Source organism: Acinetobacter sp. SM1B, assembly GCF_003289665.1.
Classification (GTDB): domain Bacteria; phylum Pseudomonadota; class Gammaproteobacteria; order Pseudomonadales; family Moraxellaceae; genus Acinetobacter; species Acinetobacter schindleri.
In genome coordinates this window covers 339,195-364,031 of the sequence record NZ_QMBM01000001.1, presented here as the reverse complement: position 1 = coordinate 364,031, position 24,837 = coordinate 339,195, and the positions used below count along the sequence as shown (strand labels likewise).

Here is a 24,837-nt window from a genome sequence, read left to right as displayed (position 1 = left end):
TATTTTTAAACTTATCAAATAAAACCTAACTCAACCAATCTTAACTAAGTTACTGTTTTATCACAAGTTTCAATCTTCATCACCGCCGATGGATGTGCATTCTACAGTATTTCAGGAGGCTTGCAACCCCCTTTTTCAACAAAAACCACCGTCTGTTTATTTATTCTACAGAAATCAGCTTTTTCTCTATCTTTTGACTAAAAATGGTACAGAATCGGGCACGTTACTTAATATTTTTTCTTCTTTGCTGAGTTCCTGAAAGCGTAAAGCTCGACAATCGATGTATTCAATATAGCCCCCTTCCCCATTTTCTTCCTGATCATTGATCTTTACCTGATAGCTAAAACTCCCTACATAGCCTGCCCCAAGACCAAATTTAAAATCACCTCGACTCTGTCCTTGCATTGAAATCTGAATTCCATCTTTATTTTCACAGTGCCATTCGAATTCACGTGGTAAATACATTTTCTGGCCATTTGGTGTGGTCACACTTGGATAGACCCGATGCACTTTAAAAATTACCTTTTCATCCAGCATTTGGGTCTGCTGGCTTTCCAGATCTTTATAGTAAATACGGGACTGGATAATCTTGTTAAAGCTATCTCGTACCTGAACCAAAATAATCTGTCGGTTTTGACTCAGGTTAATCATCTGATAAGTCAAGAAAGCAAATGGCAAATAGGGAAACTTGAAACTACGGGCATATTCAAAGCTGCCCAGACTTTCGATTTGGTATTGTTGATCTTTATATTGAATGACACCTTCACACCAGCATGGAATCGACCAATAATCAGCCAGAGAAAATCGAAGCTGGGTAAAGTGGGTAATCAACTCGATAGCTCTAATTTTCAGATCAACACTGAGCTCGTCATCCTGGCGGGTGAAATGAAATTCCGGAAATATACTGCTCAATTGCTCACGTGTATGAAAATTAAAGTTACAGCTTTCAAAGCGACACTCATTCTGGATGGAATAATGATTCAACTGACCGACCATGTGCGGACTGGTACTACAGATTACCGTTGCTGTATCCAAGGCATCCGTATGAATGGCATCGGGATTACATAGCATCGGCACATTCGGCTGACCGATCATGCTAAAAAAATTGAAATAATGCAGTGGCGCAGGCAGATTGGGAATAACAAAACGATGGTGAATATATTTATATTTTTTATTAGGACCGTGACAGGCCAGATCGGCCTGGACAGCAGGAGTCTGATTCAGCTGTTTCGAACGATCCAATAAATCCTGAAGAAACGCCATATCAGACTCTCCTGCATACTAGCTCACTTGTCGTTTCGCCATAAAAGTTGTAACAAAACCAGACAAAGCATAAATTACAGAGATAACCAGAATCCCGACCGGAATATTGTAAGTCATCGCTGCAAAGATAAATACGGCAATTGGCAAGACAAAAAATGGAACTCGTTTACGCTCTACCGTTTTAAAAGAATAGTATTTGATATTGGAGATCATCAGCAAACCGGTAATCACAATCGCAACGGCATTGATGATCTGAACCACTGAATCTTTAATATCGAAAATTTCAGGGAAATCTAAACCAACCCAGACCAGCGAAATAATCATTACGGCAGCAAGTGGACTCGCGACGCCAATGAAGTAGCGCTTATCAACTACACCGATCTGCACATTGAAACGTGCCAGACGGAAAGCCGCACAAGCGGTATAAACAAAACATGCCGCCAGACCGATCCGGCCCAACTCACTTAAGCCCCAGCTGTACATCAAGATAGCCGGTGCCACACCAAAGGCCAGCATATCCGATAGCGAATCAAACTGTTCACCGAACGGACTTTGCGCACCAATGGCACGTGCAACACGGCCATCTAGACCATCCAGTAATGCTGCAATAAAGATCGCATAAATGGCTTGCTGAAAATTGCCATTCATACTGGCAATAATTGAGTAAAAACCTGCTAACAACGCTGCAGTTGTAATCAGGTTCGGCCATAGATAGATACCTCGACGCTTAATTTTCTGCCCTTCCTGAGTATGCTCCTCTTCTTCCACCTCAAAGGTGATGCCATCAAAAGGTGCTTCGGTGGAAGAGTCACGTTCCGGTTTGCTTATATTTGTCATTCTTGTCGATCCTAGCTATGACCTGATCTTAAAAAAAATTATTCGCCTACTAACCAGCGAACTGCGGCGTGACCACCAGTTTCCTGCATACGTAAATGCGGGAATAACCATTGAAGTGCTTCATCAGCATCTTCAGAGAACTTCCAAGGTGGGTTAATCACCAACAGACCACAACCATTTAAACCAACAGGAGTGTCGTCTGGCCATACACATATTTCACAGATCAGCTGACGGCGAATACCGGTCTTGAACATTTTTTTCTCGAAACGCTCAATCATGGCACGGTCTTTAATTGGATACCAAACAGCAAATACGCCTGTCGGCCATTTTTTATAAGCTGCTGCAATCAACTCGACTAACTGAGGGAAATCTTTACGTTCCAGCTCATACGGCGGGTCGATCATTACCAGACCGCGTTTTTCTTTCGGTGGAATGACTGCGAGCAAACCTTCATAAGCATCACGCTCATGCAGACCAGCACGCTTGTCAAAAATATTCTGATCAAGCTGCTGGAAGACATCACGCTGCATTTCAAAAATGGTGGCTTTGTCGATTTCACGCATGCCTTCAAGGGCAAACCACGGGGAACCCGGATACGCGCCTTTACCAAAACTTTCACGCATTTTTTCAACAATTTTTAAATATTGCTGTATGCCTTCAGGGGCATTGCGCTTAATCGAATCATCCAGTTTAATCAGGCGATGAATACCGTTTAAGAACTCACCAGACTTCTGCGCTTCTGAAGTCGACAAGTCATATTTACCTGCGCCGCCATGCGTATCAATATAACGATATGGCTTGTCTTTATTATTAAGGCGAGACAAAATCTGAAGCAATAACACGTGCTTCATGACATCGGCAAAGTTGCCTGCATGGAAGTGGTGACGATAATTCATGTTTCAATTATTCCTAAGATCAATAGCTATTTTAACATGAAAAACTGATTCGTTCAGAAACGATTATTGCTCTAAAATAGCAAACCTTTTTTACCACACGCTCGAGAATTGAAAAATGGAAGCAGTTGTCATCCCAGGGGATTGGAATGTTGATCAAATCTTAGATGATTTAGATCAACATGGCTTTAGTGTTATTGACGGTGCTTATTCAATTGAATATCAACATGCGGTCAGTCAAGAATGCCTAAGTCACTTAAACGAATTTCGTGATGCCGCGATTCAAAATGGCGTAGTAAGTAACATCCGCAGTGATCATATTCTTTGGTTACAACCTGAATTTCAAATCTCTCACCAACATACCAAAACCCTGCAACAATTTTCTCAAGTTTTAAACCGCGCATTTTATTTGGGTATTAAAGATGTCGAAGCACATTTTGCCTGCTATAACGCAGGTGAATTCTATGCTCTTCACCGCGACAACCCGCAAGGTAAGAATGGCCGCATGATTTCCTCGGTATATTATCTGCATGAAGAATGGCAAGATGACTGGGGGGGTGAACTACATTTACAAGATAAAAATGGACAGTGGCATGCGATTTCACCTAAGCCCAACCGTTTAGCATTCTTCCAAAGTGATTTATTGCACGAAGTATTAGTAGCCAAACATCAACGTTTATCCATTACCGCGTGGTTACGCTCAGATACCTCTTTAATCTAGCCTTTAAAAGCAGACAATCATCCTCATATAGCAATCATTAAGACACGAGGACTGCGTTCATGCGACCAACCACCAAAGAGATCATTGCACGCATTGGTGAAACAGATCAGCTATTTTTAAATGGCAATACCCCTGAGCTGGCGCTTGAACGGGCTGACCTTCGCCTACAACTGGTAGCGATCAGCCAGTTACGTCAGGAACAGGTGCATTTTCTGCAAGAAGCGATTGTTCTGCTGGAACAAGGTCGAATCGAGTTTGAAGAAATGCCACTCGATCTTTATATCAATCTGTCATTGCATTTGGCTAAAGCCTACATGATCTATTTTGAACTGACTAAAGAAAATCGCTATGCACTGATTACCCAGCAGATTTTAAAACCGATGACCCGTTATGAGCATGCGGATATCTATTTCTTCCTGGCATATGCCTCAGCAAGCAAAAAAGAACCGGCTATGACCCGTCACTGGTTAAATAAATACAGTAAATTGAACAATTTTGATCTGGAACTGGTAGATCAACATCCAGCATTTGCAGAATACCGTCAACAGGACTGGTTTATTCAAATTCTACGCAGCCGGATGCATTAAAACTGTGAAATTATTCTTATAAAAAATGCCTCATGAATGAGGCATTTTTTATAACTAGTTTTATTTTCTTAAGCTAGTCGACGGCGATCGGCATCTAAGTGTAACTGTTGATTCAGTTCATCAACCCAAATTGCCCAGTCATCGTCTTGTACCAAATGACTAATTAACAATGAACGCTGTGCTTTATTCCAGAAATGCGCATCATGCAATGAGATTTCCTTAGGTAACTGATGAGTACGTACATATAGCTCAATGGCAGCAGGACTATTCGGCAAACCAAGTTGCGAAAATAATAGGGGTAAGGATGGTTGCATTGTTCCGAGCATCTCGCCCTCCTTATATCAGTTAACTTGTAATTCTTTATATAACTAACTTATAAGATAAGACAAAAAAAACCTAGTCCTGTGACTAGGTTTGTTTGTATCTTTTTGTATAAAAGTGGACTAAGCGCTTTGCTTATCACTCTCTACATGCAGTAATTGATTGAGCTTATCAATAATTACAATCCATTCATCATCTTGATGCCAATGTTCACGAAGAAATGCACTCTGCCCCTCACTCCAAAATTCCGCATCTGGCAGAATAACTTCAGATGGAAGCTGATGGGTACGGGTAAATTCATCAATCGACCTTTCATCTGCTGGCAGGCCGAGTTGTTCAAATAATAATTCTAAAGTAGGTTGCTGTTCCAATACCATTTGATTGCTCCGTAATAGAAATAAAAAATAATTTGCTGCTAGTTTTTTAACGTTCAAGGATGTGAGGAGGTCGGCAGATCACAAGTACCTGAACCCTCTGCTTCTATATGCAATTGTTCATTCAGTACATCGACAAAAATGGCCCAATCATCATCTTGCTTCCAATGCCCAATTAGAAAGTCATGTTGGTTCTTGGTCCAAAAAGGTGCTTTATGTAATGGCACATCCATCCCGATCTGATGGGTTCTGATAAATTCATCGATTGCTTCAGGGCTTGAATCCAAGCCGAGTTGCTCAAAAAAAACTTCCATGGTAGGTCGCTGCTCTAACATCTCAGTACCTCCTCTTTTATTGATGACTCTGCTTACAAATTAAACGACTTATATACAAAGTTCAGTTGTCGCTCTTTGACAGGATGTTATTTTTTGTTCTTAGGATATTCTGAAATAAAAAAAGCACTCCATTTGGAGTGCTTTTTTTATTTAATCTTAAAAGACTAAATTAGTTAAGCATGTCAGCCACTGCTGCGCGCTCTTCTTCAAGTTCGTTCAATGTAACATTGATACGTTCACGGCTGAATTCGTCGATTTCAAGACCTTGAACGATTTTGTATTCACCGTTTTCAGTCGTTACAGGGAAACCGAACATTACGCCTTCAGGGATACCATAAGAACCGTCAGAAGGAATACCCATCGTTACCCATTTGCCGTTAGTGCCAAGAGCCCAATCGCGCATATGATCGATTGCAGCGTTTGCAGCAGAAGCAGCAGAAGACAGACCACGTGCTTCAATGATCGCAGCACCACGTTTACCAACTGTTGGAAGGAATACGTCTTTGTTCCATGCAGCATCGTTGATTTTGTCTTTCAAGCTTTCGCCGTTTACGTTTGCAAAACGGTAGTCAGCATACATCGTTGGAGAGTGGTTACCCCAAACAGTCATGTTTTCGATGTCAGAAACTGCAACACCCGCTTTTTGCGCAAGTTGAGTCAACGCACGGTTGTGGTCAAGACGTAACATTGCTGTGAAGTTTTTCGCTGGAAGATCTGGCGCAGATTTCATTGCGATGTAAGCATTTGTATTCGCAGGGTTACCCACAACAAGCACTTTAACGTCACGGCTAGCAACTTCGTTCAGTGCTTGACCTTGACCGATAAAGATTTCGCCGTTTACCTTAAGAAGGTCAGCACGTTCCATACCAGGACCACGTGGACGAGAACCTACTAACAATGCATAGTCAGCATCTTTGAATGCAACTTTAGGATCATCAGTACCGATCATGCCTGCCAATAATGGGAAAGCACAGTCGTCAAGTTCCATCATCACGCCTTTAAGCGCTTGTTGAGCTTTCTCAACAGGAATTTCTAATAATTGAAGAATAACTGGTTGGTCTTTACCCAACATTTCACCGCTAGCGATACGGAATAATAGGCTGTAACCAATTTGACCAGCAGCGCCAGTAACGGCAACGCGAACAGGTTGCTTCATGTAATTATCTCCAATTGAGAGGATAGTCAATGCGGATTAAATAGCTGTTCTATCTAATCTTAATAATCATAAACGGCAAAGATTGTACTCCAATCCTTTCGGAGATGCATGTAAAAGCGAATGAATTCCAACAAAAGTCTGATAGGAAATATAAATTAATTTGGCTGAAAAGCTTAGTATGTACCTTTAATTGTAATGTTCTGAGGGCAGGTATTTACTACACTGCTCGGACATTGCTTATATTGGCCATTGCTGCGATAGCACACCTTAACCGCAGTCAGCAGGCTGACACTACGGTTGGTCTGGCAGTTAAACCGGATGCCGCTGGCGGGTAATTGCGGATTAATCTTAAGGAATTTTGTACGCAATGTATTAATCGACATGACCATGTTTTCTTGGTCTGTCAGTTCCTGTGGTACTTTCAGACGATCCGCATAATTAATAATGGTCCGAAAATACTGGCTGGCACTCATGGGAATACACCCTCCAATACTCTGCCATAAGCGTGCCCGTGAAGCCTCGTCCGGCATGACACGAGCAACCACCTTGGCTTGTAAAGGTGGAAGTGCGGATGAAGTCTGCGTGCTGCAATCCTGTTGACTGGTTTCAGGAAATAAGCCGGAGATATTCAAGGAATAACCTTCCAGACATTTTCGCTTTTTGGCCAATTCAGGATACAGACTGCAAAGTGCGGGAACCATCTGCACATCCATGATATAGCCCGTCGGTGCCGCAAGCGTAGGAAAACTTCCTCCTGCGACTATACAAGCAGAAAGCCATACTGATACTCGACGACTATTCATTAACTTCATGAATAATTCACTATCCCTAAATCATTAATTTTTATTGTGTACTACGTAGCGGAATTGCTTGCATACGTTTCCCGATTGATTGTGCTCCCTGGCCCAATAGGATGCCATAATGTGTCGCATTGGTCATGACATGTTTCACATAATCCCGTGTTTCTAATAAAGGAATGGTTTCCGTGTACTGATCTGCTGCTAGATTCTGTAAGTCTGGCTGCCAACGGCGTGCGCGATTCGGTCCGGCATTATAACCTGCCGTTGCTAAAACAGGACTGTTGCTGAGCTGGCGTTGAATCGTAGACAAATAGAAGGTGCCATAACGAATATTGGTATTCATATCGCTTAATGCTGCCGGATTATAGGTTTCGCCCATCTGACGCGCGACCAGTTTGGCCGTATCTGGCATGATCTGCATCAAGCCACCTGCCCCGACATGTGAACGCGCCACAGTATTAAATCGGCTTTCCTGACGCATCAAACCATAAGCCCATGCCGGATCAACACTGGCATTCTGGCTATGGCTGACCACATAATTTCGATATGGCATTGGGAAACGGTAATCATAGTTGTGCTTATTCACTGTACGATCTGCAGCATAAATAGCACGGTCATGCCAGCCCATATCATGCGCACGTTTCGCTGCGGCAAGCAGTAGATCATCATCATGTTTCAAGTAAGCCTGACGCACGGCCCAGTTCCATTCACGGTTTACATACGCAGCTGAAGCATTGATATTACGCAAGGCAAAAGCACGGCGGAAATGAATATCCTGATTCAGGCGTTGCATGGCCTGAGCAGAAGGCTGTGCGGATTTCGGCGTACCTAAGGTTAACTGTCCTAAGCGGTCACGTGCCAGCAAGTTATGATAATCATCACCAGTGGCCAGTTTTCGATAAATATCTTCAGCTGCTTTTTTTGATGCTCGGTCTGAGCGCTGTTCACTTGCACGAGCCAGCCAGTATTGCCAGCGGTCTTCCTGTTTCTGGGTCACACTCATCGCATCAATCGCCCGAATCAGACTTTCCCAAGCGCTAAAGCGAATCGCCTGACGTGCATAAATTTCTGCTTCTTCCGGACTAAATGACAGGCCATAACTCAGATCCAGATAATTCAGGACTTCACGATTAAAGTTGTTCTTCATCACCGTGGTGCCACCGATATAGCCGACTACACGGTACAAAGCTTTTTGGATCTGTTCAGGGGTGCCTTCAGCAGTACGTCGCACACTCGAAAATGCTGTATTCAGATCACTATCCGCCAGTCGCCCCATGGCATACACCAGATAAGCATGATCAGCAGTGGTCGCTTTGGGTGCCGTCCATAAATAGGCTGTCGGATTGGCCTGAATGCTATTAAGCTGCGCCAAAGAAAGGTTGAGGCCGATACTCTGGGCGGTCGCAATCGCCTGTCCAGACTGACCGGCACGCAATTGTGTCCAGAGTCGTTGCTGACGGTCTTCAATGGTTAATAAGGGACTGGACAGCATCATTCGACCTAAACCGGCACAGGATTCCGGTTGAGAATTGGTGGTCAGCCAGACATCTTTATATTCGGCATAGACCAGAGGATCACCACTTTTGGCACGTACCTGAGCAATCGCGCAGCTTTCTGCCTGATCTGGATTGGTCACATATTGCAGGACCGGCTGTGCTGCTGAAAAATCGGCCTGCTTTACTTTTTCTTCAACATAGTCTGCTGCCAGCTTTTCTGCCATGGCAGACTGCGGATAACGCTGGGCAAAATTAATAATCTGACTGGCCGGCTGCATGCCAAGATTTTGATTCAGAATCCAGTATTCCGGGTAGTAACCCAAGGCATCATTTTGCATGGCTGCACGATACTGTTGTAATAATTCAATATTTCCAGCATTTGCCGCAGTGAGTGCGTCATTAAATTGTTCTTCGGCAGCTTGAACGCCCATTGAACTCAGACAGGCCATCCCTACAGTGAATAATCTTGAATATTTATGTGCACTTATAATCTGTTTCAACATTAACTTAACTTCTATCATGTAGTTCGTGCCAGACAATTTTGTTCAACATCGGTGCTAGTTTATAAATTCTAGACCGACTCTACTGTTCTCTTATGTAACCTTATGATTCAGCAATATTAATTTTCAAACATTTTCTGTCCATAAATCAATATTTTCAGGCCACCAATAAAGGCTATAAGTTTAAGCGACTTTCCTGCTAAAATATGCGACTTCCAAAAAATTCATTCTGTGAATTGAATTCTAATTGACCTGATTCGCAGATTAATAAGGTCGTCCGTTCACAATTTAAACGTATTATCCCTAGGAGCCTTCATGACGGTTCAAACCTTCATTCCGAAGAGTGCCCCAGCTGCCTCAGAAAACACTGTTACCCAGCCAGCGCACACCCCAGCCCACGATGCTACAGTCAAAAAACTGTACATTGAAACGCAAGGGTGTCAGATGAATGAGTATGACAGTCATCGTATGGCCGACCTTTTGGGCGACTCACATGGCTATGTGCTAACCACTGACCCTAAAGAAGCAGATATTCTTCTGATGAATACTTGCTCAATTCGTGAAAAAGCACAAGAAAAAGTATTCTCTGAATTGGGTCGCTGGCGCAAACTAAAAGAAAAAAATCCGGATCTGATTATTGGTGTGGGTGGCTGTGTTGCTTCACAAGAAGGTGACAACATTCAGAAACGTGCCAATTATGTTGACATGATTTTTGGTCCACAAACCCTGCACCGTTTGCCGCAAATGCTGGATCAGCATTTTGAGCAAGTAGAAAAGCCAAAGAAAGATAAAATTAAACTGGTTGATATTTCCTTCCCGGATATTGAAAAATTCGACTTCCTACCTGAACCACGTGTTGAAGGTTATAAAGCCTTTGTATCAATTATGGAAGGCTGTTCAAAATACTGTTCTTTCTGTGTGGTGCCGTATACCCGCGGTGAAGAAGTATCACGTCCGCTGGATGATGTCCTGGCAGAAATTGCAGGTCTGGCAGAAAAAGGCGTACGTGAGATTTCACTATTGGGTCAGAACGTAAATGGCTATCGTGGTGAAACCTTTGATGGCAAGATCTGTACTTTTGCCGATCTGTTACGTTTAGTTGCAGAAATTCCAGGTATTGGCCGCCTACGTTATACCACGTCGCATCCACTCGAATTTAATGATGACCTGATTCAATGCTACCGTGACCTGCCACAAATGGTGTCACATCTGCATTTACCAGTACAAAGTGGTTCCAATGACGTCCTTCAAGCGATGAAGCGTAACCATACGATTGATGTCTATATCGAGAAAATTGCCAAACTCCGTAAAGTCCGTCCGGATATGCACCTATCTTCAGATTTCATTATTGGTTTCCCGGGTGAAACCGACGACAACTTCGAAGAAACATATCAGTTTATTAAAGATATGGACTTTGATCATTCGTACAGCTTTGTGTATTCAAAACGTCCGGGTACGCCTGCTGCGGAACTTGAAGACACTACACCTGAACAGGTGAAAAAAGAACGTCTGGCAAAAGTTCAAAAATGGATCAAGCAATCCAGTATTGAGAAAACGGATGCGATGCTTGGCACTATTCAACGTGTTCTCATAGAAAAAGTTTCTGACAAGGATCCAAATGTCCTGGTAGGCACCGCAGATAACACACGTTATGTGACATTTATCGGTGATCCTGCATGGGTTGGACGTTTTGCCGAGATTGAAATCACTGAAATAAAAACACTCAATTTAGTTTACGGTGAGCTATTGAATCTTGAGCCTGACGTGGCGTAATGTAGGGATATAAGAACCTATCTCTATAAGGAACTTTCTTTGACAGCAGCGATTCGACGTACAGTAGCTTTTCCTGGAATTTCAATGGACCGTTTACAAAGCATGCTCGGTGCTTATAACGGTCATTTGAAGCAAATTGAACAACGTTTAGACGTCAAAGTTTCCCATCGAGGCGACAGCTTTTTTATTGATGGTGAGATCGATGCCGTTGAGAGAGCGGAGTTGCTCCTGCAGCGACTTCATGAAGAATCTGAACAGAGCGGCCAGATCAGTGCAGATACCCTGCACCTGATGATACAGGGCAGCCAGACCGACCGTGAATTGCAGGACGACCTGCATGATCAGGAACATACTGGTCTGGACAATGTCTGGCTGCAGACTCGCAAAGGCCGTATCAATCCACGTGGTGCCAACCAGAAACGTTATGTACAACGCATTCTGCAAAGTGACATTTCTTTCGGTATTGGTCCTGCCGGTACAGGTAAAACCTATCTGGCGGTAGCAGCTGCAGTGGACATGCTGGAACGTAATGAGATTCAGCGTATCCTCTTGGTACGTCCTGCGGTAGAAGCCGGTGAAAAACTTGGCTTCCTGCCGGGTGATCTGTCACAAAAAATCGATCCATACTTACGTCCGCTTTACGATGCCCTGTATGAAATGCTGGGTTTCGAAAAAGTAGCCAAATTGATTGAACGTCAGATCATTGAAGTGGCACCACTGGCTTATATGCGTGGTCGTACCTTGAATCACTCCTTTGTGATTCTGGACGAAGCACAGAACACGACACCTGAACAGATGAAAATGTTTTTGACCCGCCTGGGCTTTGGCTCTCGTGCAGTGATTACCGGTGACGTGACCCAGGTCGACTTGCCACGTGGTCAGCAATCTGGTTTGGCCCATTCACTTCGTGTATTGGAAAATGTGAAAGAGATTCATATCACCCGCTTCCATTCCCGTGATGTGGTACGTCATCAGCTGGTTCAGAAAATCGTTGAAGCCTATGAAGGCTGGGATAGTGAACAACAACGTTTAAGTGCCGAAGCACGTGCCGAACGCAAAGCACGTCAGGAAGCTTTGGTCGCTGAAAATGATGCGGCAGCTGACGCCCAGCATTAATATTTACTTTTAAGGATTTGTTTTGAAACTTAGTCTTAGTCTACAACAGGATTTTCAGGCACCTGAACTCGTGATTAAGCGTGCCTATATCAAGAAAGTTGTAGAAACTGCTTTACGTCATATCGGTACGCAAAGTGATTGTGAAATTGGTATTGCCTGTGTCGACAATGATGAAAGCCACAAACTGAATCTGGAATATCGCGGAAAGGACAAACCCACCAATGTGTTGTCTTTTCCAAGTGATCTTCCGGATGAAATGGCAGAAGTTTTGGATGCTTTTCCGATTGGAGACTTGGTCATCTGTATCCCAGTGGTATTGCGTGAAGCCGTTGAACAAGGCAAAGCACCTTTGACTCACTTTACCCATATGCTGGTTCATGGCACCTTGCACCTGATGGGCTATGATCATGAGACTTCAGATGAAGATGCAGAAGAGATGGAAGGCATTGAGATCGAGATTCTGGCAAAATTCGGTTTTGCAAATCCATATCTGGAAAGAGACTAAAATTTTCCGACTATAAAAAGTGAGCTTCGGCTCGCTTTTTTATGCCTGTAAATAGCAATCAAATCAATGCTATTTAATTCAACCAAAGCTGATAAAATACACCTCATAACAATAAAGATGATTAGCTAAAGTTCAGGATAAAAATGAAAAAGATTCTTCTCGTATTGCTACTCATGGGTACTTCCCTTCTATCTTCAACACTTTATGCAAGTTCAAAGACGCTATGTAAAGAAACCCAATTTCAAAAAGCAGATGAAGTCTGGACAGGTCATTATTATTTAAATGGCGTCATGGAAACAGGCTCTGAAATGCTGTTATTGCCTGAAGGTAAATTTAAATGGTATCTAACTTATGGAGCCCTAGATCAATATGCTGAAGGTAGATGGTGGAAAAATGGCAACTGCATCGGTTTAAAACCTGAGCGTAAATATAAAAAGCATCTGAGGATTTTTCCAAAGCATCTAAAAATTGAAGGCAAATTTTTAAATGTGATTTGGAACAGTTCCGGAGAACACAGTTATTATCATCGTGTGGAAGAATAATTTCAGAAATTAGTTAAAATTAGAAGTTACTATGCAATATGTCGTTATTTTTAAAGCTAAAATTAAGCAGTTAGACACAGATTACTTTGCCACTGCCCAACAGATGCGGGAAAAGGCCTTGACCCAGTTTCACTGTCAGCATTTTGAAAGTTTAACTGAAGGAATCACTGAGATTGCACTTTCCTACTGGAGCAGCCTGCAGGATATTCATGCCTGGCATCAGGACGCTGAACACCAGGCCGCGCAACAATTCGGTAAAGATAACTGGTATCGCTATTTCAGCGTAGATGTCTGTAAGGTATTACGCCATTATGAAACAGCGCCAGATTAACGCACTTCAAACTCGGCTTCTGCCGGATCAAAACGCCAGGTTCGGATAATTCGTAATTCTGAAATATCTTTCATTTTGGCATCGAAAGCACCAAACGGCGCAGCCTTACGTAATGAGGTTCGAGCAGCTTCATCCAATACAGTATGACCAGAAGATTCCAACAATCGAATCGCTCGAATACCCCCATTTTGATTCAGAATCACCATTAAGCGGACGTCACCCGCCAAGCGCTGTATACGGGCAGATTCAGGATAAAAACGATTCCCATAAAATTCGACTTTTTGACGGAATTTTTCCAGATAAGCTGCAGATACATCCTGCTTGGCTTGGATACCGTCAACAGTTTTAATTTTCTGCTGACGGCTAAAGTTTTTCTGGCGCTGCGTATATTGAGCTTCCAGACTCGCGACCATAGCAGCTTTGGCTTGAAACTGGCTGTTGAGTTCTTCCTGACGTTTCTTGCGCTGATTTTCTTCTGCCTGTTTCTGCCAGCTTAGGGTTGTCATCAGAACTTTTTCTTCAAAGCTCAACTCTTGTTTTTGTTGCAGCATATCTTGGCTGTTTTGAAGCATTGCTTCTTTTCCAGCTGTCTGATCTGGCATCGGCAATGGAGCATCACTGGACATACGATGCGCTTCACGGAACTGACCGGAACCTTGCTGATCTGTCTGGGCAAGAAAATCGGCATGCTCGATTTTGTCATTACTGACGCGCAGGCTAACTGCAATTTCCTTGGTCGAAGTATCCTGTTCCGATGGCATTCCAAACTGCAGCATTAAAATCATGATATGTAATAATGCAGCAATCCCTATAGCACTGCTAAAAATTGGATCTTTCCACCATGATTTAACCAAAGGCATCAGGGTCATTCTAGTCACATTTTCAGGCTCAGCCAGGAGCCTTTATCCTTAATATCTTGCAAAGAAAATTTTTCAATATACAAATATTGATATATCTTTCACTTTGAGTAGATAGTGAGAGCTATATCAAATCTTCTACGTTGTATAAACAAAACACTAAAAATGGTGCAATTTATTTTGCTAAACTGCAAGCACACGCTCTTGTATTTTTTATACTTTTCGACAAGATACATGCTATCAAAAATATAGTTGCCAGGATGCTTCCATATGCAAACCATCATTTCCAATATTTCCAGACGCATTCGCCAGGTGTATCAGAAGGCGGAAGGGTTTATTGAAGATGAACGCGAGTTTCCCCTCTCTCAGGTATTTTTGAATGCAACTTTTCAGCGTTTTGTGACTGATAACGTCAAAGCCTTAAAAGATCTGCATGCGGATCTGCATGATGACTGGTTACGCTTATATGCAACACTTGATTACAATGGCATGGTCATTACTCTGTCTGTTGACCTGAAACTGGTACAGATGGAACTGAATAAAGACCGCCAGCTGATTGTTTTTGAACAGATTAGCGATACCCAAGTAATTGATGCTAAATACCCAAATGTGTTCTATAAAATTGGCGTACGTTGTGCCCTATTTTTCTATCAGCGTATCCTGAATAAAGATCCTCTCGGTATGATTCTGGAAAAGCTGGGTGTAATTAAAGTTGTTGATGACCTACTACATTTAGATCTTAACCGCTGGCTCGGTAAAAGCCGATCAGTGATTGATACTTTGTCTAAAGTACATGTCAATCATGCTGTATTACGTGAGGCTGAACTGGTCGTTATTGGAAATGTGAATCTAGCAGCCTTTTTCAGAAAGCTGTCTCAAGAAAAAGAAGAAAGCTGGGATGATACAGATGAATTCAGTGAAAATCAGGTCACACCGATCAAGCAGAAACAAGATTCGTAAAGTGTTTAAGTTATGAAACAACAATGAAAAAAATGACATGAATGATACACTTCTGCGAATTTTATCAGTTCATTCTCCCTCCACATTTTAGTCTGATAATAAAAGCTTGGCAGAAGTGACTGACTGCCCTTTCATACAGGAAAATTCACTTATGGCACAACACTTAATTAAAACTATTGGTATGACTGCAGGACTGACTACAGCACTGGTATTCACAGGCATGTCCAGTCAAGCGTTTGCCATGAGCCCATTCCAGGCGACTTATCAGTTTAGCTATAATGGTAAGAACATGGGATCAGCAACACGAACCTTAACTAAGTCAGGTAATAACTGGACTTATGTATTTGCAGCCAAGGCTGCCGCGATTGCTTCTGCAACAGAAACTAGTCATTTTACTTTTAATAATGGCAAGATTAATTCTAGCAATTTTAGCCGTAGCAGTAAGGTATTGGTTAATAACAATACCATGAGTATCAAGTTCAATCCGTCTTCTAAAACTATTCATACTAAAAAAGATGACAAGGCACGTTCATTTGCCTGGAGAGATGGTGCTCTGGATGAATTAAACGCCGAGTTACAGATCCGTGAAGACCTAAAAGCTTCTGGTTTAAAAAGTAATTATTACATTGCAGATGCTAAAGAACTGGAAGCACGTAAATTTGTTAAACAAGGTACAGAAAATATCAAAACCAATTACGGCACCTTTAGCACCATGAAGGTCGTAATGAAACATGACAAGCCAGGACGCGAAACCATCTTCTGGTTAGCCCCAAAACTTGATTATTTACCAGTCAAGGTAGCGCATGTCGATAAGAAAACTTCCTATGGTTTGTTACTCACTGGCTATAAAGGTCCAACGAACTAAGCATTTTTAACGATTTTCGCTTGATTTTTTCCGGGTGCTTTTTAAAATACGCTTTTGCTTGAAAAAGCATCTGGTCTTGAGGATTCTCCCGTGCACGCACTAGAACAGAAAATCTTAGCTGAAGGTATCGTTCTATCTGAAGAAGTTTTGAAAGTTGATTCTTTCTTAAATCATCAAATCGATCCTGTTATGATGCAGCAAATTGGTCAGGAATTTGCGCGTCTATTTAAAGATGCTGGTATCACTAAAATCATCACTATTGAAGCATCAGGGATCGCACCTGCTGTAATGGCTGGCCTTGAGCTGGGTGTTCCAGTGATCTTTGCACGCAAATATCAATCATTAACTCTGAAAGATGATCTGTATCGCTCTAAGGTATTTTCTTTCACCAAGCAAACTGAAAGTACCATTGCAATTTCTAAAAAGCACATCAACGCTGCTGATAAAGTACTGGTAATTGATGACTTTCTTGCAAATGGTCAAGCGGCTCTTGGCTTGGCAGACCTGATTCACCAAGCAGAAGCATCTGTCGTGGGTATTGGTATCGTGATTGAAAAATCATTCCAGCCGGGCCGTGACATTCTGCTTGAAAAAGGTTATCGCGTAGAATCATTAGCGCGTGTGAAATCACTAGCAAATGGTACGGTTGAATTTGTTCAAGACTAAAATTTCTCGAATTAAATTAAAGAAGAGTACTGAGGTGCTCTTTTTTTATATCCGTTTTCTTGAATTGAAATATTTTTAAGACAACTATATTCTTCTATTGCTTCGTTTTTTCCTAAAAAATTTCAATTAAAAAATAATCATTAATAGAAATTGCTTTACTTTCCGACAAGTAGACAATATTTTTTAAAAATTTTTATATAAAATAAGAGGCCTAACTATCTGCCAATAGTTAGACCTGTAAGAAAATCAAGCAAGTTATATTATTGTCCTACTGTGACAGTAATACTTCCAGTATTTACTGCACCAATTGCAGTAGTAGTAATGGTGTTGGCCACACTATTATCTACACCTTCTGCAATTGCACTTACAGAGGCATCAACTGCTCCAGCATTATAAGCAATATTCGCTACACTATAATTGCTTAAAGTTTTATTAACTTCCTCATCAAAAGTCCTATCCAGCGTTGTGCTCAATGTATCTGAAATATCCGCACTCGTTGTACTCTCCGAAATATCTTCTCCAATTGTTTCGTTATTGATTTCACCAGTTACATCAGTATATGCCCAATCTAGGGTTTCATTAAGTGTATTTGAAGTCACTGTACTCAAGCTACCTTGCGCGATTTCAATACTACCTGTATTAGCTGCACCCATTGCTGTAGTTTCAATTGTATTTTCAACTGAATTGACCACATCTTGAGTATCTGTTCCAAGATCTGTTCCTAAATTAGCATAAGCTTCTGTATTAACACTTGCATTAATATCAGCACTATTGACAGCTAGATTCAAGGCAGATCCATTTTCGACCTGCTGGGAAATTGCATCCAGAGATGCCTGTAAACCGGTATCTACCTCTACATTTGTATCTTGAGCATATGCCATACCTGCACCAGACAGGAAGGTGACGGATAAAGCGATTGTTTTGATCGTGTTTTTCATCTTTGTTTTTCCTTTTCTAGTTTTGAAGCACTCCTCGCTAAGTACTTCTTTTACTAATGGGAGCGAGCCCACTTGTGAAACTATTAATCACGCAATGTGCTTGACCAATAGTTTTCAACAACTTCAGGATTGGCATCCCACGGCATGGATGTTTTCTCCTCGTCTTTTTCTTTGCTGTTTCTTTCCTGCTTCTCTTTTTCCTCTAGCATTTTGTCTGAAGAGTCTGGAGAGTGTTTTTTACTGATATATTTAATGAGATCCTGTTTACTTATTTCAGGTTCTGGATCAGGATTTTGGATTACCTCGGATTCTTTGTTTTTTGGTGCTTTGGTATCTTTACTCGGTGTATTGGTAGATTTGTTTTTCTCTTGAGATTGCTGAATATCGCCTGAGGTTAATTCCTGAACCGGGGTACTTGAATCTAGATTATGTTGTTGCTGATTTTTCTTATATTTATGCAAAGCCACCGAACTTCGGGTTAAGTTTAAACGTCCAAATTCTGGTGGAATTTCTGCACGACATTTCTCGAATACTGGTGGTGGAACGACCTGGCTCAGTAATTCAAAAGTGGCCAGATTCAACATCTGACGTAAAGCAAAATTCGTCGCTTCACGCTCACCTTTTCCGATCTGAATATTTAATAAGGTACGACCGGTAAATCTTCCAGCGCTGATACCATAATCCTGTGCAGCAATCTGTTTCTGCAATGAGACATTCGCGACAACTTTACTGCTGCGTGTATCAGTCAGGGATAAATCCAAACCCACCATAATTCGGGTCTGACTATAATTCGGTCCAACCCCCGCAATCTGCATGTCCAACCCGCCACCTGGAATAAAATCCAGGCTATTAATACTGCCCGTCACATAATAATCAGAGGCCTGGATTTGTCTTGGGTCACGAATCCCCCACTTGGCCTCACTTTCAATAATACGAGGATCACGCCGGTTCATTACACTGACCCCAGACTGAAATAAGGCGGATTGCACCATATCTCCTGCGCCTTGGGTCACCATTTTTCCACTACCACCATTGGTTACGACGTCTTTACCTGTCTGGTCTAAAATTGCACCTACAGAAAAGCTGATGTCATTGCGTAATTGCCCCTTTAAGCAAGATAAGGCCATATCAAATGGAGTAAAAATATCAGTAATTGGCGGACCTTGTACCAGCTCTACCGGCTTTGAATTTGAAGATGCCAGGCCGGTACATCCTGTCAAGGATTGAGTAAAAATCAAAATGATACCGGCGGAAGATAAAGACCTTCCATACGGGAAATTCAGCATAGTGTTTCTCCCGGCTGATTACTCACATTTGGGCAACGTGGTGAATTCCGATTGGAATTAGAACTCACTGGAGCTTCATTGAATAATTCACTGGAAATATTTACACTATTATCTGAGCCCTCCACCGTAATATTATTGGTTGGAGTATTCACAGTGCCGATAGAATTTGAAGAGGTGTTATATACGGTAGTCCTTGCTTTTCCAAAACTTTCATAATAATCAGACTCTCTGAGTTCAATCAGATTTGCCTGTGCCAGATGCTCATTAGAACGTGCAGGTGATGCTTTCCAGCGCTGAGTCCACTCATCTGATGTAGCATAAGCGTTGCTCAAAAAAAACAAACACAATAAACCCGCATTGATGACCAATATTTTCATACCCTTAGTATCCTCTGATTTAGTATGTTTATTCGTTTTCTGCTTAATTAAGATTTAATTTATCTGACAAAAATTAGATCATATAAAAATTTAAAATTTACATTTAATTATTATTCACATACTTTTTGATTTTTAATTAAATTTAAGTTATTGTTTTAATTTAAAATGGAATTTTTAATTAATTCTATTATTTATAAAAAATATTTTACAAATATTCTCAAAATATAAATTTATTTTTTAAAAATATTTAAAATAATATTTTAAAAGTATTGATAAAATTAGAAAAAATACTTTAATCGAGGAAATATTTATGGTGATTTTCACGATCATTTATTAATAATTTTTCATTTTATAAAAGTTTATATCTTAATCACCCTTAATAAATCACTTTATTAAGAAATATAATTAACCGATTATATGAAAAATATTATCTAAATACATTTTTTTGCACCTTTAAAAACTCTCAAAACAAAATACTCAATATAGATACTCAACACCTCTACTAAACAGTACTTAATTTCAATTTATAATGGTCATGTTATTTAGTGTAAAAAGGTGACAAGTAAATTATTTTTTATAAGAAATAGAAAAGATACTTTGAAGATATTATTTTTAGTAGCTGTAGAGTATGGGAGAGCTAAAAACTTAAAGAATTCCAAAATGGATTTCGATATAAAATAATTTACAGCACAAATACAAAGCCTTATCAAAGTCTCCTTTACAATCAAATTGGCAGGAAGTGTCCCTGACATCAAAATATAAGATAGACATACTGTAGAGCTATCATATATCCACCTGATTAGGCAAAATGACAAATCATAAATAGGCTGAACATCAGCCCATAACACTCATTGATGGAATACCTTATGCAATGTCCTAAATGTGGCTCAACAGATATTGAACAACGTGATCATGAGCAAAATCTGAAAAAAATTGGCGGTCTACTTATGACCTCTGCAGGTGCAACGGCGGGAACTGTAGGTGGCGCAGCTTCAGGTGCGTCGATTGGTGCTGCTATTGGGACTGTGGCAGGCCCACTCGGTGTAATTGTCGGCGGAACAGTCGGGACTTTCGTTGGCGCAATTAGTGTCGGGATTACCGGTGGTGTTGTCGGTAATTTCTTGGGTAAAAAAGCTGGTGTAACCGTGGATCGTAACCTGTTTCTGGATTATCGTTGCCTGAAGTGCAAATACCGCTTTAATATTCAGGCAACAGCTGCTCAGGCACTGGAAGTGAATAAAGAAGATTCTGAGGAATCGAGTAATCAGGACAATAAAGCCTGAAACTTATTATCCTGATTGAGAATTATTAAATCTGATTTAACTTTAAAGCTATTTCTGCCAAGCGCTTACCCTGTGCTTCACATAATACCTTTTCATCCTGGCTTAGTGCCTGATCATGGCGTGCACCACTAACGTGGCTGGCGCCGTAGGGTGTACCACCCGTTTTAGTATTTGATAATGCTGGAACAGCATTACTTAGTCCCATGATCATCATACCGTGGTGGAACAACGGCGGAAGCATACTCAGTAATGTACTTTCCTGGCCACCATGCATTGTACCAGAGGCTGTGAACACGCATGCTGGCTTAGCATGCAAAGCTCCATTCAGCCAAAGACTGGTGGTCTGATCCCAGAAATATTTCATTTCCGCAGCCATATTGCCAAAACGTGTTGGTGAACCCACTGCCAAAGCAGAACAGTTCGCCAATTCATCTAGCGTACAGTAGATATCCCCTTCCGCTGGAATACTCGCCTCTGCTTCTTTTACCACAGTGGAAAGATTCGGCACCGTTCTGATCTTCACTGCCATACCTGCGGATTCAACCCCATTGGCAATCAGATGTGCCATCTCTTTGACTGAACCATATTTGCTGTAATATAAAACAAGGACATAAGGTTGCATATGATGAATGTTCGATACTAAAAAAAGAAAACTATACGGTATTTTTCTGTTTTTTTGGGTAAGCTGAACCAGAAAATTCATGATGTATAAGAAATTGAGACAACAAGCGCATGATCGTTGAATACTTAAAGAAACTACCTTTTTATGAAAAACACTGGTTTCAATTTATTTTATTTGTACTTAGGCGCTTTGAGGCGGATCGTTGCCGTGAACAGGCAGGCTCATTAACCTATACTACTTTGTTTGCTGTAGTACCAATGCTGACGGTTTTTCTGGTGATCATCTCTTCAATTAAAGCATTAGAACCTGCACGTCAGCAACTTCAGGAAATGATCTATACCAATTTCCTGCCTAAGACCACCATTGCCTTTGATAAAGCCCTGAGTGCTTTTACTGACAAATCCAGCAATCTGACCATCATCGGGATTCTGTTCCTGTTTATTACCACCGTGATGATGCTGACCAGTATTGAAACAGTATTTAACCGGATCTGGCGTGTCACGGAAACACGTGGCGGGATTATCGGCTTTATGCGCTATTGGACCATTATTTCTTTGGGTCCAATTTTACTCGGTAGCGCTTTCGTGATTTCTTCAACTGTAGCGTCCATGAATGTACTGAGCAATAACTTTGCCGGCTACGAATTGAATGGTGCTTTTATACTGTGGCTCATTTCATTTTCTTTGACGATTATCGGCTTCTTTATCCTGAACTGGACCATTCCTAACCGCAGTGTACCGATCAAATCTGCATTCGTGGGCGGTTTATTTAGTGCAGTGGTCTTTGAACTCTTAAAGAACCTGTTTGGCTTTGTCATGTCCAATTTCACCAGTTATGAAATTGTCTATGGTGCTTTTGCAGCGGTTCCTATTTTCCTGCTCTGGATTTATCTGTCCTGGAATATTGTCCTGCTTGGGGTTGAGATCAGTTATGCAATCACGGCATTTGAATCGGGCCAAGATTGCAAAATCCATCCAATTCTAATGTTACTGGATTTACTTGAGCTGTTTTACCGCAAGCAGAAAACTGGAGAAAGTATTAGTGAAGCACAAGCACTCGAAGTTTTAGGACGGGATGAAATTGGCCGTCTGCCAAGCTATATCAGCATGTTTGAAAAACAGAATCTGATTAAACGTACTGAAGATAATGAATATGTCTTGGTACGTGATCTGGATCAGGTCAATTTCTGGGATTTTTACCTCAAACTTCCTTATGCCCTGCCACACACACATCAAATTGAAAATCTTCAGATCAATGACCTCTGGATGCAGCGACTACAACCCAAATTACGAGAAGTAGATCATTATTTAGCGGAAAATCTGGGTATTCCACTTTCAGAGCTGTTTAAGCAAAAGGAAATGCAGAATGAAGCTCAAACTCCACCCAAGCCTTAAACACTTTAATAAAAATCCTCTCTTATGAGAGGATTTTTTTTGGGAATTATATAAGTAAGTTTTTCAGTAAAAATTTTCACTGCGTTATTCACGCTTTTTTAAACACTATTGATAACCAATATTTTAAGGAGCTACTTTTATATTTTTCGGCTTTAGCCATCCCTGCAAACTTACTAACACAACACCCAGCATGACCATGATCGTGCCAATAATAAAGTTCATCTCAACTTCTTCATCCAATAACAGAATTCCAAAAATCATACCAAACACCGGCGTTAGAAAAGAAAATACACCCAGACGTGAAGCCAAATATTTTTTCAGCATCCAGAACCAGATCAGATAACTGGCAAAAGAAATGACCACTGTATGAAAAATCAGACTAGAAATAGATAAGGTTGTCCAGTTCACCGTTGCTTGTCCTGTCATCCAGGCAAGTGGTAACAGCAGCATGCCGCCCATCAATAGCTGATAGAACAAAGTTTGTGTTGCTGGAGCTTCAGCTAATCGTGTTAATCGAACACTCACAGTGGTAGCAGCCCAAAATATACCAGCCATTAAAGCCAACAAATCTCCCCAAAGCATACTGGCTTGCATAGCTTGACCAGTGTGGCTACGAAATAAGAAACTCACCACGATCCCGCTAAACGCAACGAGAATTCCACCCCACTGTAATGGAGATAAATGTTCTGAAGGAAGTTTCCAGTGCAATCCCAATGCCACAAAAATTGGTGCGGTATATAGTAATACGATGGTATGTGAAGCAGAGGTATAACGCAGTGCTTCAGCGACCAGGTAAAACTCTAAAGCGAACAATACCCCGACCAGCAAACCTGCCGGAAGATAGCTACGACTCCATAGCTGGCGCCTTACATCTGCTTGAATCAAAAGATAAACCATTAATGCAGATAAGGCTGAACGTAATGCAATCTGCATCAAGGCTGAAATATCTGATGCTGCCAGCTTGAGCACTACCTGCTGTAGTCCCCATAACAGACACAGGACAAACATGATTAACGAGGCTTGCGCATCAAGCGCTTTACGCTGCTCCACAATTTCAACTCTACGCACACTATCAAAGATGCACACTATAAATCTGTCAGAAATAAAAGATATACTTTAAAACAGACAAATAATCGCATTATTCAGGCAATCTAACGTGAGAAGCAATAAAACAGTCGCTCAAGATATCAAGCAACTTAGAACCAATGATGATATTGACGCAGCTCTGTGGATTAATTTTCGTGAAGACCCGGCCCTGTCAGTCTATCCATTGCATGATCATGCCTGGGGAGAGTTTATCTATGCTTTTAATGGCATCATGGAAGTGAAAATTGGGCATATTGATTATATTACCCCTCCGCCTTACGGTGTATGGCTACCACCTAACTTACAACATAGTGGTTTAAATCGTACCGATGTTTCACATGGAACTTTTTATATTCATGAAAGTTTATGTACAGGTTTACCAAATCAGCCGGGGATCTTATTAACCAGTCCTCTGGTCACTTCACTCTTGCAGCATTTAAAATTACATCCGACTAATGTAAGGTCAGAAGAGCATCAACGTTTATTACACGTACTGCTTGATCAACTTAAACAGGCACAGATGATTGGCAGTTATTTGCCGCATACTGAACATCCTCAACTCAGACAAATTCTGGATTACCTACATCAAAATCCAGAGAATAACAGTACCTTGCAGCATTTGGCAGCTATGCATAACCTGACTGAACGCACCTTGGCGCGCTACTGCCAGAAGGAGCTGAGAATGTCACTCAATGAATGGCGGCAGCGTCTGAAAGTCATCAAAGCCATGTCTATGCTGAAACAGCAAAAAACTGTAGAAAATATTGCCTTTGATCTGGGCTATGCCAATGCCTCAGCCTTTATTCAAATGTTTAAGCGCTGGATGGGCTATACACCTGATCAATTCAGGAAGATTCATCAAGCCAGTTAAAAATTTTAAATAAAAATAAAGGAGCCTTTCGACCATTGCTGTCCCACAATTTTTCACAAGAGGAAGCTCAAATGAGCTTCCT

General features: G+C 41.3%; 28 protein-coding genes and 1 rRNA gene (1 of these 29 cut by a window edge). 13 read left to right on the top strand and 16 right to left on the bottom strand.

The genetic code is table 11. The features are described 5' to 3' along the window. The 4 genes from C8322_RS01830 to C8322_RS01815 form a co-directional block, all read right to left on the bottom strand. Positions 1-159 (bottom strand): 16S ribosomal RNA (locus C8322_RS01830) (it extends 1,296 nt beyond the left edge of the window). 27 nt (positions 160-186) lie between these two features. Beyond that, positions 187-1,263: a DUF6670 family protein gene (locus tag C8322_RS01825; protein WP_004809696.1), complete on the bottom strand. Its 1,077-nt coding sequence runs from the start codon at positions 1,261-1,263 to the stop codon at positions 187-189. Between the two features lie 18 nt (positions 1,264-1,281). Next, positions 1,282-2,100, bottom strand: a complete 819-nt coding sequence (gene pssA, locus C8322_RS01820; RefSeq protein WP_004809697.1) for a CDP-diacylglycerol--serine O-phosphatidyltransferase — start codon at positions 2,098-2,100, stop codon at positions 1,282-1,284. A 38-nt stretch (positions 2,101-2,138) separates the two neighbouring features. Further along, positions 2,139-2,996 carry a 23S rRNA (adenine(2030)-N(6))-methyltransferase RlmJ gene (locus tag C8322_RS01815; protein WP_004809698.1) on the bottom strand — a complete coding sequence of 286 codons (858 nt, stop codon included), beginning with the start codon at positions 2,994-2,996 and terminating at the stop codon, positions 2,139-2,141. A gap of 115 nt (positions 2,997-3,111) precedes the next feature. Here C8322_RS01815 and C8322_RS01810 point away from each other — a divergent pair, with 115 nt between their 5' ends. Beyond that, on the top strand, positions 3,112-3,714 hold the full coding sequence (locus C8322_RS01810; RefSeq protein ID WP_004809701.1) for a 2OG-Fe(II) oxygenase: 603 nt from the start codon (positions 3,112-3,114) through the stop codon (positions 3,712-3,714). A gap of 59 nt (positions 3,715-3,773) precedes the next feature. Continuing rightward, positions 3,774-4,301 carry a hypothetical protein gene (locus C8322_RS01805; protein WP_004809702.1) on the top strand — a complete coding sequence of 176 codons (528 nt, stop codon included), beginning with the start codon at positions 3,774-3,776 and terminating at the stop codon, positions 4,299-4,301. 68 nt (positions 4,302-4,369) lie between these two features. Here C8322_RS01805 and C8322_RS01800 read toward each other — a convergent pair whose 3' ends face one another. From C8322_RS01800 to C8322_RS01775, 6 genes are all read right to left on the bottom strand, one after another. Beyond that, positions 4,370-4,627, bottom strand: a complete 258-nt coding sequence (locus C8322_RS01800) for a DUF2789 family protein (RefSeq protein ID WP_004809704.1) — start codon at positions 4,625-4,627, stop codon at positions 4,370-4,372. A gap of 117 nt (positions 4,628-4,744) precedes the next feature. Continuing rightward, complete coding sequence (locus C8322_RS01795) at positions 4,745-4,999, bottom strand: DUF2789 family protein (RefSeq protein ID WP_004809708.1); 255 nt, start codon at positions 4,997-4,999, stop codon at positions 4,745-4,747. A gap of 53 nt (positions 5,000-5,052) precedes the next feature. Beyond that, the gene (locus C8322_RS01790; protein ID WP_004809710.1) at positions 5,053-5,331 is read right to left on the bottom strand and encodes a DUF2789 family protein; all 279 of its coding nucleotides are present in this window, start codon (positions 5,329-5,331) and stop codon (positions 5,053-5,055) included. A gap of 169 nt (positions 5,332-5,500) precedes the next feature. Continuing rightward, on the bottom strand, positions 5,501-6,487 hold the full coding sequence (locus C8322_RS01785; RefSeq protein ID WP_004809714.1) for a malate dehydrogenase: 987 nt from the start codon (positions 6,485-6,487) through the stop codon (positions 5,501-5,503). Between the two features lie 173 nt (positions 6,488-6,660). Beyond that, positions 6,661-7,299 (bottom strand): hypothetical protein, encoded by a 639-nt coding sequence (locus tag C8322_RS01780; RefSeq protein ID WP_004809716.1) that lies wholly within the window; start codon positions 7,297-7,299, stop codon positions 6,661-6,663. 31 nt (positions 7,300-7,330) lie between these two features. After that, positions 7,331-9,232: a lytic transglycosylase domain-containing protein gene (locus C8322_RS01775; RefSeq protein ID WP_228127304.1), complete on the bottom strand. Its 1,902-nt coding sequence runs from the start codon at positions 9,230-9,232 to the stop codon at positions 7,331-7,333. Positions 9,233-9,598: 366 nt separating this feature from the next. Between C8322_RS01775 and miaB the strand changes: the two genes are divergently transcribed. The 5 genes from miaB to C8322_RS01750 all read left to right on the top strand — a co-directional run bounded on the left by miaB (position 9,599) and on the right by C8322_RS01750 (position 13,550). Next, positions 9,599-11,056: a tRNA (N6-isopentenyl adenosine(37)-C2)-methylthiotransferase MiaB gene (miaB, locus tag C8322_RS01770; RefSeq protein WP_004809718.1), complete on the top strand. Its 1,458-nt coding sequence runs from the start codon at positions 9,599-9,601 to the stop codon at positions 11,054-11,056. Between the two features lie 39 nt (positions 11,057-11,095). Continuing rightward, positions 11,096-12,172: a PhoH family protein gene (locus C8322_RS01765; RefSeq protein WP_005223307.1), complete on the top strand. Its 1,077-nt coding sequence runs from the start codon at positions 11,096-11,098 to the stop codon at positions 12,170-12,172. Between the two features lie 22 nt (positions 12,173-12,194). Continuing rightward, entirely contained in the window at positions 12,195-12,677 is a 483-nt protein-coding gene (gene ybeY / locus C8322_RS01760; protein WP_004809720.1) for an rRNA maturation RNase YbeY, read from the top strand. A 143-nt stretch (positions 12,678-12,820) separates the two neighbouring features. Then, entirely contained in the window at positions 12,821-13,219 is a 399-nt protein-coding gene (locus C8322_RS01755; protein ID WP_111810313.1) for a hypothetical protein, read from the top strand. 31 nt (positions 13,220-13,250) lie between these two features. Beyond that, the gene (locus C8322_RS01750) at positions 13,251-13,550 is read left to right on the top strand and encodes an antibiotic biosynthesis monooxygenase family protein (RefSeq protein WP_004896079.1); all 300 of its coding nucleotides are present in this window, start codon (positions 13,251-13,253) and stop codon (positions 13,548-13,550) included. Here the strand turns inward: C8322_RS01750 and C8322_RS01745 are convergent. Continuing rightward, positions 13,547-14,410 carry an energy transducer TonB gene (locus C8322_RS01745; RefSeq protein WP_213065970.1) on the bottom strand — a complete coding sequence of 288 codons (864 nt, stop codon included), beginning with the start codon at positions 14,408-14,410 and terminating at the stop codon, positions 13,547-13,549. The two genes, C8322_RS01750 and C8322_RS01745, sit on opposite strands and share 4 nt — an antisense overlap. A 267-nt stretch (positions 14,411-14,677) precedes the next feature. On the opposite strand from C8322_RS01745, the gene C8322_RS01740 reads away from it, so the two are divergent. The 3 genes from C8322_RS01740 (at position 14,678) to C8322_RS01730 (ending at position 16,898) form a co-directional block, all read left to right on the top strand. Further along, on the top strand, positions 14,678-15,367 hold the full coding sequence (locus C8322_RS01740) for a hypothetical protein (RefSeq protein WP_111810311.1): 690 nt from the start codon (positions 14,678-14,680) through the stop codon (positions 15,365-15,367). Between the two features lie 151 nt (positions 15,368-15,518). After that, entirely contained in the window at positions 15,519-16,232 is a 714-nt protein-coding gene (locus C8322_RS01735; RefSeq protein ID WP_004809730.1) for a DUF3108 domain-containing protein, read from the top strand. A gap of 90 nt (positions 16,233-16,322) precedes the next feature. Next, complete coding sequence (locus tag C8322_RS01730; protein ID WP_004809732.1) at positions 16,323-16,898, top strand: xanthine phosphoribosyltransferase; 576 nt, start codon at positions 16,323-16,325, stop codon at positions 16,896-16,898. Between the two features lie 260 nt (positions 16,899-17,158). Here the strand turns inward: C8322_RS01730 and C8322_RS01725 are convergent, their stop codons facing one another. The 3 genes from C8322_RS01725 to C8322_RS01715 form a co-directional block, all read right to left on the bottom strand. Continuing rightward, positions 17,159-17,836: a hypothetical protein gene (locus C8322_RS01725; protein ID WP_004809734.1), complete on the bottom strand. Its 678-nt coding sequence runs from the start codon at positions 17,834-17,836 to the stop codon at positions 17,159-17,161. Between the two features lie 83 nt (positions 17,837-17,919). Beyond that, positions 17,920-19,122, bottom strand: a complete 1,203-nt coding sequence (locus C8322_RS01720; protein WP_111810310.1) for a CsgG/HfaB family protein — start codon at positions 19,120-19,122, stop codon at positions 17,920-17,922. Then, positions 19,116-19,499, bottom strand: coding sequence for a hypothetical protein (locus C8322_RS01715; protein ID WP_111810309.1), 384 nt, complete (start codon positions 19,497-19,499; stop codon positions 19,116-19,118). Before C8322_RS01715 ends, C8322_RS01720 begins: the two co-directional genes overlap by 7 nt. Positions 19,500-20,353: 854 nt before the next feature. Here C8322_RS01715 and C8322_RS01710 point away from each other — a divergent pair. Beyond that, entirely contained in the window at positions 20,354-20,782 is a 429-nt protein-coding gene (locus C8322_RS01710) for a hypothetical protein (RefSeq protein WP_167456602.1), read from the top strand. Between the two features lie 25 nt (positions 20,783-20,807). Here the strand turns inward: C8322_RS01710 and wrbA are convergent, their stop codons facing one another. Beyond that, positions 20,808-21,404, bottom strand: a complete 597-nt coding sequence (gene wrbA / locus C8322_RS01705) for an NAD(P)H:quinone oxidoreductase (RefSeq protein WP_108675538.1) — start codon at positions 21,402-21,404, stop codon at positions 20,808-20,810. A 110-nt stretch (positions 21,405-21,514) separates the two neighbouring features. Between wrbA and C8322_RS01700 the strand changes: the two genes are divergently transcribed. Next, entirely contained in the window at positions 21,515-22,798 is a 1,284-nt protein-coding gene (locus C8322_RS01700) for a YihY family inner membrane protein (protein ID WP_108675539.1), read from the top strand. 123 nt (positions 22,799-22,921) lie between these two features. On the opposite strand, the gene C8322_RS01695 is transcribed toward C8322_RS01700, so the two are convergent. After that, entirely contained in the window at positions 22,922-23,848 is a 927-nt protein-coding gene (locus tag C8322_RS01695) for a DMT family transporter (protein ID WP_026056804.1), read from the bottom strand. Between the two features lie 106 nt (positions 23,849-23,954). Here C8322_RS01695 and C8322_RS01690 point away from each other — a divergent pair, with 106 nt between their 5' ends. Next, complete coding sequence (locus tag C8322_RS01690) at positions 23,955-24,755, top strand: AraC family transcriptional regulator (protein ID WP_108619210.1); 801 nt, start codon at positions 23,955-23,957, stop codon at positions 24,753-24,755. Positions 24,756-24,837: the final 82 nt, after the last annotated feature.